Raw genomic sequence first — 14,593 nt, 5'->3', positions numbered from 1 at the left:
CGCGGCGTGCCGGATGGCATGCGGAGGACGGGCATCGCGCGCGATCGTCCGTGACGATGCGCGTTTCCGGATAGGCGCACGATGCCGCGCCGGTCGGTAGAAACGACCGGCGACGACGCGGCTGCGCCGATGCGCGAGCTACACGCGCGCGTGCAGCGAACCGGAAAAGGAGACGTGCGACGCGCGCGCGCGAACGGATCGAGCCGGACGTTGACGATGCACGGCCCATCGCGCGGTATGCGCAAGCGTGACGCAGGCAGACCGGCGAATCAGCGTGCGCATCGTCGTCTCCTTGCGGTATCCGCTACGCGGCAGCCGGTTGCCAGTGATGCGCGGCGGGTTCTTGCGCGTGCGTGCCCGACGACGTCACGTGCGTGCCGGACGGCATCCGGAACGCGGCAACCGTTTCGGACAGCTCGCGACCTTGCGCCTCGAGCGACTTCGATGCGGCCGCGGCCTGCTCGACGAGCGCCGCGTTCTGCTGGGTCGTCTCGTCCATCTGCGTGATCGTCAGGTTCACCTGGTCGATGCCGCGGCTCTGCTCGGCCGATGCGGCCGCGATCTCGCCCATGATGTCCGTCACGCGCGCGACGGCCTGCGTGACGTCCGACATCGTCTTGCCGGCTTCGCCGGCGAGCGCCGAGCCGTCGCGGATCGTCTGCACCGACGCGGTGATCAGTTCCTTGATCTCCTTTGCCGCCGTCGACGAGCGTTGCGCGAGACTGCGCACCTCGCTCGCCACGACCGCGAAGCCGCGGCCCTGTTCGCCCGCGCGCGCGGCTTCGACGGCTGCATTCAGCGCGAGGATGTTGGTCTGGAACGCGATGCCTTCGATGATGCCCGTGATGTCGGCGATCTTCGACGAGCTCTGGCCGATTTCCGTCATCGTGTCGACCACGCGGCCGACCACCGAGCTGCCGCGATGCGCGACATCCGACGCATTCGCGGCGAGCGCGCTCGCCTGTTGCGCGTTCTCGGCATTCAGCCGCACCGTCGACGTGAATTCCTCCATCGTCGCGGCGGTTTCCTGCAACGACGCGGCCTGTTCCTCGGTGCGCTGGCTCAGGTCGAGGTTGCCCGACGCGATCTCGCTCACGGCATGCGCGATGCTGTTCGATGAATCGCGCACGCGGCCGACAATGCCGATCAACCGCTCGTTCATCGTCCGCAGCGCTTCGAGCAGGTCGCGGGTTTCGTCATTGCCGCTGACGTGGATGCGACTGCCGAGATCGCCGTTCGCGACCGTGCGCGCGACGTCCACGGCCGAGCCGATCGGCACCGTGATCTTGCGCGTCAGCCACAGGCTGCCGCAGGCCGCGAGCGCGACCGCGATCAGGCAGATGCCGGCCAGCAGGTTGCGCTCCATCGCATAACGATCCGCGAATTGCTGGGCGATCGCGAGTTCGCGTTCATGCGTATAGGTCGCGTAGGCATCGGTCGCACGCACGAGCTGCGCGAGCAGCGGGCGGCAGTTGTCGTCGATGTCCGCGGTCGCCTCTTCTTTCTTGCCGGCCTGCGCGAGTCCGACGATACGCAGCGCGACGGGCCCGTAGCTGGATTCGATGCGGGCGATGTTGTCCACCAGTTCGCGCGCGCGATCGGAGGTGTCGGTCGCGTTCGCCATCATCTCCTTGAGCTTCGCGAGATGTTCCTGCACGTCCTTGTGCGCCTGGTTCACCTCGGCCAGTTCGAACTCGAGATCGGACGGTTTGGTCACGAGCACGATGTTGCGCGCGGCGATCGCGCGCCGGTCGACCGCGGTTCGGATTTGCGCGGACTGGTTCGCCCGCGCGTTGATGCCGTTCATGTAGCGGGAAAACTCGGCGTTCGTATCGGATAGCGCCTTGAGTGCCACGCCCGACACGATCACGACGACCGCGGCGAGCAGGCCGAAGCCGCCGAGGAGTTTTGTCTTGATGCTCATTCTGGCGATATTCACGTTGTGCCCCTGCGCGTGTGGTTGGTGAATTGAATTTATTGTTCGACCAGATACGGGCTCGTGCCGGCATTAACGGGTATACGGAATGATTCTTTACCCTTCGAAAACCCTGATATTAGTTTTTTTAGCGCTGGAATCCTTTTTGGGCGGGTTTGCTCGAACCGGGGCAGCAAGAACCGAGGCGCCCGTGATTCAAAGGTTTATACGTGGAATTTGAAACCGGTTTTATCGGGCGACGCAAAAGAGATATTTTTGCTAATAATTGTCTGATGAATTGGCTTCTATTTATGAGTGAATAAAACGAAATTCCCTCGCGCTCTAATTGGGGAGGGAACCGGTGCGCGTCGTCGGTATGTATGCGCGATGGGCGGAATTGTCCGGAAAGCGGAAATTCGTGGCGGAGTGGAGGCGCCGCAAGGCGGCCCGCGGCGGGCGCCGCGGGCCATGAGAGGGTCAGAACGTGGTGCGCAACCCGGCCATCACGCTGCGGCCGCCTTCCGGCGCGAGGCCGCGCACGACCGAGGTCGAATAGCGGATTTCCTGGTTCGTCAGGTTGTCGCCGCGCAGGTACGCGAGCCAGTGCGTCGCACCGACGCGGAACTTGTAGGTCAGCATCACGCCGAGCGACGTGTAGCCGTCCGTCGAAAAGTCGTTGTCGGGCACGCGATGCTGCGACCACGCATGCGTGACCTGCGCGCGCGCACCGAACGGGCCGTAGCCGTAGTCGGCCGCGAGTGTCGCGCGCAGCGGCGCGATGCGCGGCAGCGGCTGGCCCGTATCGACGTTGCGTGCGTGCGTGTAGTCGGCCGTCAGCTCCAGGTCGACCGTATGGCCGCGCCGCGCGAAGGCGCGCCACTTGCCGTCCGCCTCGATGCCGTAGAACTCGGCGCGCACGCCACGGTAGATCGCCTCGTTGAGCGAACCATCGGTACCGGGCGCGACCGGTTCGCCGTCGTCGTTCACCACGCGGCCCGTGTTGTACTCGGTCAGGTAGTTCGAGAAGCGGTTGTAGAACACGCCGACACTGCCGCGATTCGGCCCGCTCGTGTAGCGCAGCGACAGGTCGGTCGACACGGCCTTTTCCTTCGACGCGTTCGGGTTGCCGATCAGGAACTGGCCGGTCGCATCGTGCGGGCCGTTCGAATACAGCTCGTAGAAGGTCGGCGCGCGTTCGGTGTAGGCGACGTTGGCCGCCACCGACCACACGGGCGTCAGCGAGAACAGCGCGCCGGCCGAGACGCTGCCGGCATTGAAGTCGCGCGGCTGCGCGCCCGCGAATTTCTCGACGCCGGCCGGATCGGGATCGACCTTCACGTGCTCGAAGCGCCCGCCGAGGCTCAGCTTGAGCGCCGGGACGACCTGCCATTCCTCGAGGCCGAACAATGCGACGCTGTTCGTGCGCGTGGACGGCACGAGCAATTCGTCACCGAGCGCCGAAAACGTGTTCTGGCCGAACTGCACGCCGATCGCGCCTTCGAACGGGCCGATCCTGCGATGCCGCGCCTCGATGCGCGCCTCGTAGCCGCGGTTGCGAAAGGTGGTGGCCGTCTCGCCGTTGTCGACTTCCTTGTGGCGATAGTCGGTGTACGCGAAGTCGAATTTCAGCTTCGTGAACGGCCCGCTCAGGTTGCGTATCTCGGAGGCGAGCGCGAGCCGTTCCTGGCGCATCCGCAGGCGCACGTCGTCCTCGGCGACGGAGCCGTAGTTCGACTCGTAGCCGCTGTACGACAGGCCCGCGAAACCGTCGGCCCACGTGTACGACGCGCCGACCGCGCCGCCATGCACGCGGCCGTCGCTGTTCGGCACGTTGCCGTACGGTTGCGGCGTGTCGGGGCCGTCGATCGCGCGTTGCTGGCTGCTGCGCGCGTAGCCGGGAATCCGCAGCTTGCTCGTTTCGCGGTCGAACGCGTCGACATGGAACGCGAAGCGGCCGTTGCCGCCTTCGACCTGCGCGGCGCCCGCGCGCACCGAATTGGCGCCGCCGTAGCGCGCGTCGAGCGCGCCCGTCACGCCTTCGATCGCCTCGCGTGGAATCCGGTTGTCGATCGTGTTGACGACGCCGCCCACCGCATTGCCGCCGTACAGCAGCGCGGCCGGCCCGCGCACGATTTCGACGCGCTCGATCGACAGCGGATCCTGGGGCACCGCATGGTCGTATGACAGCGACGACGCGTCGTAGGCCGCGACGCCGTTCTGCAGCAGCCGGATCCGGTCGCCGTCCATCCCGCGGATGATCGGGCGGCCGACCATCGGCCCGTAGGTGGTGGTCGATACGCCGGGCAGCCCGTTCAGCGTCTCGCCGAGCGAATCGGCCTGGCGGCGCGTCAGCGCGTCGCCGGACAGTTGCGCGGTCGGCGAGATCAGGTCGGTGTCGCCGAGCGGGTTCGCGGTCACGAAGATCGGCGCGAGCGCAGTGGTTTGCGGCGATGTCGGCGACGCGGGCGCATCGGCCTGCGCGTGCGCGACGGCGGCGAACAGCATCAGCGAGACGGGCGAGAGCGGGCGAAGCGGTAGACGAGGGAGGTCGCGCATGGTCGGTGAATCAATTGAAATGGGTTGGAGTTCGATCGGAAGGCGAGCCATGCGGGTCACGGCTGGATACGATATATTGTTGCGTCTGTGGCGCGCAATGACCCGTCTGGATATGACTCGGCGTAACCCGGCCACCCGGATGAAACGGTTTCAGGTGGGCGAGATCACGAAATGATATGTTATATCATTTCAAACTCCAAGCGAAACGGCGGTCTGTCACAGGGTTTCCGACAAACGGCTGAAATGGCTGCGAAAGCAGAGGCGGGCCGTCGACCCGGCGGCGCAGCGGCGGTTTGCGCCACGCGTCCCACCATGAATCCGCCACCGGCGCGCACGATTCCTGCCCCGTTGACGCGTATCAATGCGTTCCGGTTTCGAGCCCGGATACTGGCGCGGTCATCGACCAGACAGGAGCGACGCATGACTCAAACCATGAAAGCGGCCGTGGTGCACGCGTTCGGCGAACCGTTGCGCATCGAGGAAGTGCCGATTCCGACGCCGGGCCCTGGACAGATCCTCGTCAACATCAAGGCGACGGGCGTCTGCCATACCGACCTGCACGCAGCCGACGGCGACTGGCCCGTGAAGCCGACGCTGCCATTCATTCCCGGACACGAAGGCGTGGGTGTCGTCGCGGCGGTCGGCGCGGGCGTCACGCACGTGCGCGAGGGCGACCGCGTCGGCGTGCCCTGGCTCTACACCGCATGCGGCCACTGCGAGTACTGTCACACCGGCTGGGAGACCCTCTGCCACGGGCAGCAGAACACCGGTTATTCGGTCAACGGCAGCTATGCGGAATACGTGCTGGCCGATCCCGATTACGTCGGCCATCTGCCGGCGCAGGTCGCGTTCGACGAGATCGCGCCGATCCTATGCGCGGGCGTGACGGTCTACAAGGGCATTCGCGTCACCGATACGCGCCCGGGCCAGTGGCTCGCGATTTCCGGTATCGGCGGGCTCGGCCACGTGGCCGTGCAATACGCGCGTGCGATGGGCCTGCACGTCGCGGCCGTCGACATCTCGCCCGACAAGCTCGCACTCGCGCGCGAGCTGGGTGCCCAGCTGACGATCGATGCGTCGATCGACGATCCCGCGAAGGTGATCCAGAAGGAAATCGGCGGCGCGCACGGCGTGCTCGTCACGGCCGTGTCGCGCAGTGCGTTCGCGCAGGCGCTCGGGATGGTACGGCGCGGCGGCACGGTGGCGCTCAACGGTTTGCCGCCGGGAGATTTCCCGTTGCCGATCTTCTCGAGCGTGCTGAACGGCATCACGGTGCGCGGGTCGATCGTCGGCACGCGGCGCGACCTGCAGGAGTCGCTCGATTTCGCGGCGGACGGGCTGGTGCGCGCGCATATCCATCGCGACCGGCTCGGCAACATCAACGACATATTCGCGCGGCTGCGCGAAGGGAAAGTCGACGGTCGTATCGTGCTCACCGACATGCACTGACGCGCATTCGGCCCGCTGCCGCGACGCGACGGACGTCGCGGCAGCGCTGCGCTCACGCGTGCATCACGGCGCGAAGAACACGTCGGTGCGGTTCGTCAGGTTGCCCGCGTTGGTCTGCACGAAGAACGGGTGGAACGACGACGAAGGCATCACGTCGAGCCCCTGGTAGTCGCCGATGAAGAAGCCTTCCGCGTTCGGCGCGAGCTTCAGGTCGAACGGGCCGCCGACGCGCCGCTCGTCGGCGAACGTCGTGCCGCCGTCATGCGAGATCTTGCGCCAGAAACCGGTCGGCAGCGTCGTCGTGTTGCCGGCCTGCAGGTCACGGAAGTCGTAGTAGGTGACCATCACGGCGCCCGTGTTGTCGACGCGCACCGACGGATTGAACGCAGGGCGCCCGGTCGGCGTGTTCAACTGCTGCGGCGTGCTCCACGTCGCGCCGCCGTCCTTCGACGTCGATACGGCGATCTCGTCGTACGTGCCGCCGTTGAAGCGGCTGTCCTGCCACACCACGTAAAGCTGCCCGGATGCCGGATCGATCGCGGGTTCCGGAATGATGTCGCCGGTGCGCACGGGCTCGCCGGTGTTCGGATCGGTGACGCCGACCGTCTGCAGCCCCGCGATCACCTGCGGTTTCGTCCACGTCGCGCCGTCGTCGGTCGACTTGATGAACGCGACCTTGCCTGCCGCCTTGCTGAACGGCGGCTGGATCAGGTCGAAGAAGTCGTAGAGCGTGCCGCTCTTCGGATCGACGACGATCTGGTTGCCGATCGTCTGCTGACGCGACGGCACGTTGACGATGACCTTCGGCGTGCTCCACGTCTTGCCGCCGTCGGTCGTCTTCGAGAACAGCGTCGGCCCGCGGTATGCGTGCGTATGCAGGTTCGCGTACGGGTTGCCGTTCGGCAGTTCGAGGCGGTCCCACACCGCGTAGGCCGTGCCGGCCTTCACCGGGTTCGCCGTCACCGATTCCTTGTCGTTGAAGAACTGCGTCGTCGGTTCGTCGTTCGCGATCAGCACGGCCGGGCTGCTCCAGGTCTGCCCGCCATCGGTCGACACCGACGCGGCCACCGCGTTGGCATTGTTCGACTGGTTGAACGAGATCGATACCGAATACGCGGTGCCGTCCGGCCCGAACGATACCCATGGATCGGACGCGCGCTCGTACTTCAGCCCGCCCGGCGCGCATGCGCTGAACGGCTGCGGCGTGCGGGCCCAGGTCGCGCCCGCGTCGAACGTGTAGCCGGCGACGAGCCCGTGGGCGCCGCCGTTCGACCAGCGGTCCTGCTGCCACACGCCGATCATGTTCATCGGGTTCGCCGGGTTGACCGACAGCCACGGTTCGACCTCGGCGTTCACGTAGTTCGTGCCGGGGCCGCCGATGGTGCAGGCGGAGAACGGGCTCGGGCCGGACACGGCCACGGGGTCGGCATGCGCGGCCGCGGTGGCGGCCATTGCCACGGCCGCCACGGCGGACAGGCGGGTGAGGCGGGTCAGGCCGGTGACAAGCGGGTGGGATACGGTCGAACGTCGCATGGACAGCTCCTCGTTGACGTGCGGCGGCGATGGCGGGCATCGAGCGGCGCGTCGCGCACCGGTACGCGGCGGCAACGAATGCCGTGCCGCGCGTCGGATCGTGTCGTTCAGGAAGCCGTTTCGGTCATCGCAATCCGCGTGTGCTGGATGCCGCCAGCACGTCGGTCAAGACACCTCTTCGTTTTCATTGCTTGTCGGGTGCGTCCACGGAGGCGGACGCGACGGGAAGGCCAGTCCGTGCATACGGCGAATGCGTCGAAGTGGATTGAATGTAGGCGATCGGTATGCGGCGCGGGAGGCGATTTTTTGTAACAGTACGTAGCCGGAAAGCGTTGCCGAAACAGCGCTTCCGGGACGCAAGATTTTCCGCCGGAAAGTTCGGAAACCGAATCGAATGAACGAATCGAAGGCGCGAATCGAAGGCACGAATCGGAATCGCTATCGATTACGCGGATTCGTGCCGATGCGGTGCGCGGTCGGCGCGGTTCAGCGTTCGGCCGGAAAGCGATCCTGCAACGCGTGCAGCCAGCGCGCGACGACGTCGAGTTCGGCATCGGAAAACCCGTCGCACAGCTTGCCGTTCAGCTCGCGCAGCAGCACGCGTGCGCGCTTGAGCGCCGCCTGGCCGTCGTCGGTCAGGTACAGCCGCGTGGCGCGGCCGTCGTCCGAATCGGCGTGACGCGTGATGAGGCCGGCCTTTGCCATGCGGTCGGCGAGGCCCGTCATCGCGGACGGCGCGAGCTGCAGCGCGGCACCGATTTCGCCGATCAGCGCGCCGTCCTGCTTCGCGAGACAGAACAGTGCACCGGCCTGCGCGGCGCTCGCGCGCGTCTCGGTTTCGGCCTTGCGGTCGATCCAGCGCTGCACGCGCCGCTGGCCGATGTTCAACATGAAAAACAGTCGTCGGTCTTCGCTCAAGCTGGGTTCCCGGCTGCAATGGAAAGGGAGGGGCGGCCCGCGGTGCGTGGTGCGTCGAGTGCCCGCGCGAGCCAGTCGGCCACGTCGGGCCACAGCACGGCGCCGGGCCGACTGCGAAAGAAGCCCATGTGCCCGACCGGGCCGCTGCCCGCCGCGCGCGGATCGATCTGGCGGCGTTCGACCGGCGCGCGGGTCAGATAGCTTACCAGCAGGCCGATCGCAGCCGGGTTCGCCCACGGATCGTCGTCGAAGCCGAGCGCGAGAATCGGCAACCGTTGCTTCGCGAAGCGCTCGGCCGCACCGAGCGTCGGATCGTCGAAGAAATAATGCGGCAGCGTCGTCCAGCGGCTCCATTCGCGGAACACGCCGGCCGGCATGTCTTCGCCGAGACCGAGTCGCTTGCCGGGCACGTAGCCGAGCAGCGCCGACATCAGCGGGCCGAGCACACGCAGGATCAGCCGCACCTTCACGCGTTCGGCCGCCTGCGTGATCAGTCGCGTGCTGCCCGCATGCGCGGCGACGAGCACGGCCGCGCGCAGGTGCGGCGTGGCGGCGGACAGCCCGATCGCGTGCCCGCCGACGCTGTGCCCGACCGCCAGCAGCGGCAGCCCTTCATAGGCCTGCCGTGCCCACGCGGTCGCGGCACCCACGTCGAGCTCCATCCAGTCGCGCATGCGGGCCTGCAGCGCACCCAGGCGCGCGGGCCGCGATGCACCGATGCCGCGATAGTTGTAGGTGAGCGCAGCGAAACCACGCTCGGTCAGGAAGCGTGCGAAGCCCGCATACAGCCGCTCCGGCACGGCCGTCGCCGGATGGATCAGCACCAGCGCGCGCGGCGCCGCGTCCGGCGACCACAGCGTGCCGTGCAACGCGTAGCCGTCAGCGGCGGAAAACTCGATGGGTTGGGAGGTCATGGCCGTCCTCGTTCCGGATGGTTATTTCGTATGCGAAATATAGTCCGGGATTTATTTCGCGCACGAAATATCTGTCGAGGATTCATTCGAACCGGGCTCCCGGACGGGCGGCGGGCGGCATCCGGCGATACCGGTCATGTCATAAAACATTTGCATCTTTGCATAGAAGAATATTGCGTTTGTTTCATGGTGCGGATCGACGTATCTTCACCGGTTCCATCCGTTCCGCCGGCCGCCGGGCACGGCGGATCACGTGGCGCCGCGATCGCGCGGGCGCCCGCCAACCTTCCGGGAGATCACGTTGCTGAGCCGAATCGTCACGGCACTCTTGCTGGCGCTTGCCGCGCAGCCAGGCATGGCCAAAGACACCGTCACGCTGCGCGTCGGTGAACAGAACTACTTCAACATCCAGGCGTCGATGGAGGCATCCGGCGTGCTGAAGGACCTGCCTTACACGATCGAGTGGAAGCACTTCCAGGCCGCCGCGCCCGTCGCCGAAAGCCTGAACGGCAACGCGATCGACGTCGGCTTCCTCGGCGATTCCGCGCTGCTCACGCTGGCCGCGCGCGGCGCGCCGGTGAAAGTCGTCGCGGTGTCGCGGCAGAGCCTCGACGGCGTTGCGATCCTCGTGCCGAAGAACTCGCCGGTGCGCACCGTCGCCGACCTGCAGGGCAAGACCATTGCCGTCTGGCGCGGCGCATGGAGCCAGCAGCTCGTGCTGCGCGCGCTCGAACACGCCGGCCTGCGCGCGGATTCGGTCAAGTACGCGTACCTGATGCCGATCGATGCGACCAACGCACTCGCGAACGGCTCGGTCGACGCCGTGTCGCTGTGGGAGCCGTTCGTCAGCACGCTCGCGCTGCGGCAGGGCGCCCGGCCCGTGACGACCGCGCAGGGGCTGATGCCGGCGCTGAGCTTCGTCGCCGCGAACGAGCAGGCCGCAACGGGCAAGCGCGCCGAGATCGCCGATTTCCTGAAGCGCGTGGTGGCCGCACGCCAGTGGGTCGACAGCCATCCGCGCGAGTATGCCGACCTGTGGGCGAAGCGCGCGAAGCTCGAGCCGGACGTCGCGTACCGCTGGCTCAACAATGCGCACCAGCGCGTGGGCCCCGTCGACGACACGGCCGCCAAGGATGCGCAGAACACCGCCGACTTCCTGCACAAGGCCGGCGTGATTCCGGCCGCGTACGACACGGCGAAGCTGCTCGACCGCTCGTATGCGGGCGCGTTCGCCGTGCCCGCGCAGAAGACGGCCGCCGCGCAGTGAGCGTGCCGCAGCGCGCAGCCATTTCCGATCGACAACGACAAGGACCCTCGACATGCCCGTCGACATCATCGGCATGATCACCGCGACGCCCGGCGCGGAGGTCGACGTACCGGGCGGCGCCGCCGTCCAGCCCGACTACGTGCGCCGCTTCGCGCAGGCGCACGAGGCCGCCGGCTTCGACCAGATCCTGGTCGGCCATTTCAGCAACGCGGCGGACGGCTTCATCGTCGCGTCGTTCGCGGCCGCCGCGACCGAACGCATCCGCATCCTGCTCGCGCACCGGCCGGGCGTGATCGTGCCGTCGGCCGCCGCGCGGCAGATCGCGACGCTCGACGTGTTCAGCGGCGGCCGGCTCGCGCTGAACGTCGTGTCGGGCGGCGACGATACCGATCTTCAGCGCGACGGCGATTTCGTGCCGCACGACGCGCGCTATCGCCGCACCGGCGAGTATCTCGACGTGCTGAAACGGATCTGGCAGGCCGACGCGCCGGTCGACCACGATGGCGCGTTCTACCGGTTGCGCGGCGCGTCGCCGCTCGTGAAGGGCGCGCAACGGCCGCATGTGCCGATCTATTTCGGCGGCTCGTCGCCGGCCGCGCTGGCGGTGGCGGGCGAGCATGCCGATGTCTACATGACGTGGGGCGAGCCGCTCGCGTCGGTGCGCGAGCAGATCGCGCGCGTGCATGCGGCCGCCGCGCCGTTCGGGCGTGCGCCGCGCATCAGCGTGTCGTTCCGGCCGATCGTCGCCGATACCGAGGCGGCCGCGTGGGAGAAGGCCGAGGCGATCCGCGAGCGCGTGCGCGCGGCGCGGCTCGCGAACGGCCAGCCGATCGACGGCCACGCGCCGCAAAACGCGGGCTCGCAACGGCTGATGGCCGCCGCCGCGCAGGGCGACGTGCTCGACGAGCGGTTGTGGATGGGCGTCGCGAACCTGACCGGCGCGCGCTGGAATTCGACCGCGCTGGTCGGCACGCCCGAGCAGGTCGCGCGTGCGCTCGGGGCGTATTACCGGCTCGGCGTATCGACGTTCCTGATTCGCGGGTTCGACCCGCTCGACGATGCGCTCGATTACGGGCGCCACCTGATTCCGGCGATTCATGCGCAGGTCGCGGAGCTCGACCGACATCACGCGGCGGTGCCTGCGTAGGCGCATCGCGTCGTTGCGACGCAGGAGGCTGCTTCGGTTCGCCCCGGCATTCCCGTTGCGGGATGCCGGGGCGATGTCATTCGGGTGGTCGATTAGCGAGAGCCTTCAGAACGACGGCAATCCCGGCGGATTGGTTTCCGCCCGCGCGATCGCCTCGCTCTGCAGACCCCAGCGCGCGAGCGCCTGTCCGTAGCGGCCGCTGCCGATCAGCGCGTTTGTCGCCAGCGTCAGCGCGGGCGCGAGCCCGCTGCCGCGCCGCGTCGCGATCGCCACGTCGGCGTTGGCCGGCCAGCCCGCATTGACGACGCCGACACGGCGGATCTTGCCGGTGCGCGCGGCCTCGTACGCGAGCGACGCGTTCGGGTTCAGCTCGGCATCGGCGCGGCCCGACAGCAGCGCGATGCGCGACGTCGCATCGTCGTCGAAATATTGCAGCTCGGCCGGCTTCAGCCCCTGCGCCACGTTGCGCTTGTTCCACTCGAGCAGGATGCGCTCCTGGCTCGTCCCCGCGCCCGTGATGATGCGCAGGCCGGCGATGTCCTTCGGCTCGGCGATCCTCGCGATCGGGCTGCCGGTGCGCACGTAGAAGCCGTGCAGCCCGAGCCGGTAGGTCGTGAAATCGTATTTCTCCTTGCGCTTCTCGGTCACGCCGACGTTCGAGATCACCGCGTCGTACTTGCCGGACGTCAACCCGAGCGGCCAGTCGGCCCATGCGATCGGCACCAGCACAAGCGTGCGGCCGAGCGCGTCGGCGACGAGCTGCGCATAGTCGGGATCGGCGCCGACCACGGTGCGTGCGTCGGTCGCGTAGGTCGATACGGGCGGCGCGTGCGGTGAAATCGCGACCGTGAACGCGTCGTCGCGCACCCAGCGGTAGCCGGCTGCCGCGCGGATCGCCGCGTCGTCGCGTCCGGCACGCACGCGGCCCGCCTGGCGCGGGTCGAGGTCGGCCGTCGCGGTGGCCGCATGCGCCGCGCGCCACGGCAAGCCCGCTGCCGCGACCAGCGCGGCGGTCATGAACTGGCGTCGGTCGGTCATCGTGCGGCCCCTCGGGAGTCGACAGCGGCGCGCATCACAGCACCCGCGACAGGAACGCGCGCGTGCGCGCATGCGTCGGCGCGTCGAGCACGACGGCCGGCGGCCCGGATTCGACGACGCGCCCGCGCTCCATGAACAGCACATTGTCCGCGACTTCGCGCGCGAAGCCGATCTCGTGCGTGACGATCACGAGCGTCGTGCCCGAGCGCGCGAGTTCCTTGATCACGTCGAGCACCTCGTTCACGAGTTCCGGGTCGAGCGCGGAAGTCGGTTCGTCGAACAGCAGTACCTTCGGGCGCAACGCGAGTGCCCGCGCGATCGCGACGCGCTGCTGCTGGCCGCCGGAGAGCTGGCGCGGATACGCATCGGCCTTGTCCGCGAGACCGACGCGAGCGAGCAACGTGCGGGCGATGCGCTCGGCGGCGTCGCGCGTGACGCCGCCGACGGCGACCGGTGCCTCGATCAGGTTCTCGAGCACCGTCAGGTGCGGGAACAGGTTGAAGTTCTGGAACACCATCCCGACGGCGGTGCGCCGCGTCAGCACGTCGCGCTCCTTCAACTCGTAGAGCACGTCGCCGTCGCGGCGATAGCCGATCAGTTCGCCGTCGATGTCGATGAAGCCGTCGTCGACGCGTTCGAGATGGTTGATCGTGCGCAGCAGCGTCGACTTGCCCGAGCCCGACGGCCCGACGATCACGGTCACGCTGCCGCGCGGCGCGACGAACGAGACGTTGTCGAGCACACGCTGCATGCCGAACTGTTTCGATACGCCGTGCACGGCCACTTCGCCGCCGGCGCGTGGCGCGACGGCCACCGTGTCGGCATCGCCTTCGGCGCGCACGAGCGAATCATCGCGGCGGGACCTGACACGCCGCCACAGCACGCCGAGGCGCGCGAGCGCGAACGTGACGACGGATGGCGGCGGGTTGCGCAGCGCGCCGCGCGCATAGTGGCGCTCGACCTGCACCTGGATCGCCGACAGCACGGTCAGGATGATCAGGTACCAGACGGTCGCGACCATCAGCAGCGGAATCACCTCGAGATTGCGGCGATAGATCACCTGCACCGTATAGAACAGCTCCGGCATCGCGAGCACGTAGACCATCGACGTGCCTTTCGCGAGCGAGATCAGGTCGTTGAACGCGGTCGGCAGGATCGCGCGCATCGCCTGCGGCAGCACGATCCGCGTGGTCTGGCGGCCGCGCGGCAGGCCGAGCGCGGCCGCCGCTTCGAGCTGCCCCTGGTCGACCGCGAGAATGCCGCCGCGAATCACTTCCGCGGAAAACGCCGCGTGGTTCAGCGTGAGGCCGAGCACGGCCGCGAGGAACGGGCTGATCAGGTCGGTGGTCGGCGTGTCGAACCATACGATGCTGGTGAACGGCACGCCGAGCCGCACATGCTCGTACAGGTAGCCGAGGTTGTTCAGGATCAGCAGCAGCACGATCAGCGGAATCGAGCGGAACAGCCACACGAAGGCCCACGCGCTCGCCGACAGCAGCCGCGAACGCGACAGCCGGGCCAGCGCGACGAACGCGCCGAGCACGAAGCCGAACACCGCGCCGAGCAGCGTCAGCACCAGCGTGCGCGCGAGCCCCGACAGCACCGGCGGCGACAGGAACCATTCGGCGAACACCGGCCAGCCCCATTGCGGGTTGCCGAGAATCGAATGCAGGACGATCGCGATCAGCGCGACGGCGAGCACGGTGCCGGCCGTGCGCGACCGGTGACGCGCGGGCACGATCCGGAAGCGCGTGCCGGCGTCGCGCGCGCCGGGGGAAGAGAGCGGCGGCAGCGCGCCGCCGAGGTGGGTCGTGTCGCTCATGTCGGTGGAAATCCTCGAATCGGTCGGGCGGACG

General features: G+C 68.0%; 10 protein-coding genes. 3 read left to right on the top strand and 7 right to left on the bottom strand.

Annotated elements, in window-relative coordinates; all coding sequences use genetic code 11:
* Positions 1-304: 304 nt before the first annotated feature.
* A complete protein-coding gene (locus VK92_RS21070; protein ID WP_021162137.1) occupies positions 305-1,924 on the bottom strand; it encodes a methyl-accepting chemotaxis protein in 1,620 nt (539 codons plus the stop codon).
* A 468-nt stretch (positions 1,925-2,392) separates the two neighbouring features.
* A complete protein-coding gene (locus VK92_RS21065; RefSeq protein ID WP_231616469.1) occupies positions 2,393-4,471 on the bottom strand; it encodes a TonB-dependent receptor in 2,079 nt (692 codons plus the stop codon).
* Positions 4,472-4,891: 420 nt separating this feature from the next.
* Here VK92_RS21065 and adhP point away from each other — a divergent pair, with 420 nt between their 5' ends.
* Entirely contained in the window at positions 4,892-5,920 is a 1,029-nt protein-coding gene (gene adhP / locus VK92_RS21060; RefSeq protein WP_048024611.1) for an alcohol dehydrogenase AdhP, read from the top strand.
* A 63-nt stretch (positions 5,921-5,983) separates the two neighbouring features.
* Here the strand turns inward: adhP and VK92_RS21055 are convergent, their stop codons facing one another.
* The 3 genes from VK92_RS21055 to VK92_RS21045 all read right to left on the bottom strand — a co-directional run bounded on the left by VK92_RS21055 (position 5,984) and on the right by VK92_RS21045 (position 9,285).
* Positions 5,984-7,453, bottom strand: a complete 1,470-nt coding sequence (locus VK92_RS21055; protein WP_048024615.1) for a sialidase family protein — start codon at positions 7,451-7,453, stop codon at positions 5,984-5,986.
* Positions 7,454-7,939: 486 nt separating this feature from the next.
* Positions 7,940-8,371, bottom strand: coding sequence for a MarR family winged helix-turn-helix transcriptional regulator (locus tag VK92_RS21050; RefSeq protein WP_021162132.1), 432 nt, complete (start codon positions 8,369-8,371; stop codon positions 7,940-7,942).
* Positions 8,368-9,285 carry an alpha/beta hydrolase family protein gene (locus VK92_RS21045; protein ID WP_048024617.1) on the bottom strand — a complete coding sequence of 306 codons (918 nt, stop codon included), beginning with the start codon at positions 9,283-9,285 and terminating at the stop codon, positions 8,368-8,370. Before VK92_RS21045 ends, VK92_RS21050 begins: the two co-directional genes overlap by 4 nt.
* Before the next feature lie 355 nt (positions 9,286-9,640).
* Here VK92_RS21045 and VK92_RS21040 point away from each other — a divergent pair, with 355 nt between their 5' ends.
* Together VK92_RS21040 and VK92_RS21035 are read left to right on the top strand one after the other, a co-directional pair.
* Positions 9,641-10,552, top strand: a complete 912-nt coding sequence (locus tag VK92_RS21040) for an ABC transporter substrate-binding protein (protein ID WP_048024709.1) — start codon at positions 9,641-9,643, stop codon at positions 10,550-10,552.
* A gap of 52 nt (positions 10,553-10,604) precedes the next feature.
* Positions 10,605-11,699 (top strand): LLM class flavin-dependent oxidoreductase, encoded by a 1,095-nt coding sequence (locus VK92_RS21035; RefSeq protein WP_048024619.1) that lies wholly within the window; start codon positions 10,605-10,607, stop codon positions 11,697-11,699.
* A 105-nt stretch (positions 11,700-11,804) separates the two neighbouring features.
* Here VK92_RS21035 and VK92_RS21030 read toward each other — a convergent pair whose 3' ends face one another.
* Both VK92_RS21030 and VK92_RS40400 read right to left on the bottom strand, forming a co-directional pair.
* Positions 11,805-12,737 (bottom strand): ABC transporter substrate-binding protein, encoded by a 933-nt coding sequence (locus VK92_RS21030; RefSeq protein ID WP_048024621.1) that lies wholly within the window; start codon positions 12,735-12,737, stop codon positions 11,805-11,807.
* 34 nt (positions 12,738-12,771) lie between these two features.
* Entirely contained in the window at positions 12,772-14,559 is a 1,788-nt protein-coding gene (locus VK92_RS40400) for an amino acid ABC transporter permease/ATP-binding protein (RefSeq protein WP_081069976.1), read from the bottom strand.
* Positions 14,560-14,593 lie beyond the last annotated feature (34 nt).

It is taken from the genome of Burkholderia sp. LK4, assembly GCF_001043615.1.
Taxonomy (GTDB): Bacteria; Pseudomonadota; Gammaproteobacteria; order Burkholderiales; family Burkholderiaceae; genus Burkholderia; species Burkholderia cepacia.
Note: the sequence above shows the minus strand (reverse complement) of the source record. Positions and strands in the feature narration are given on the sequence as shown.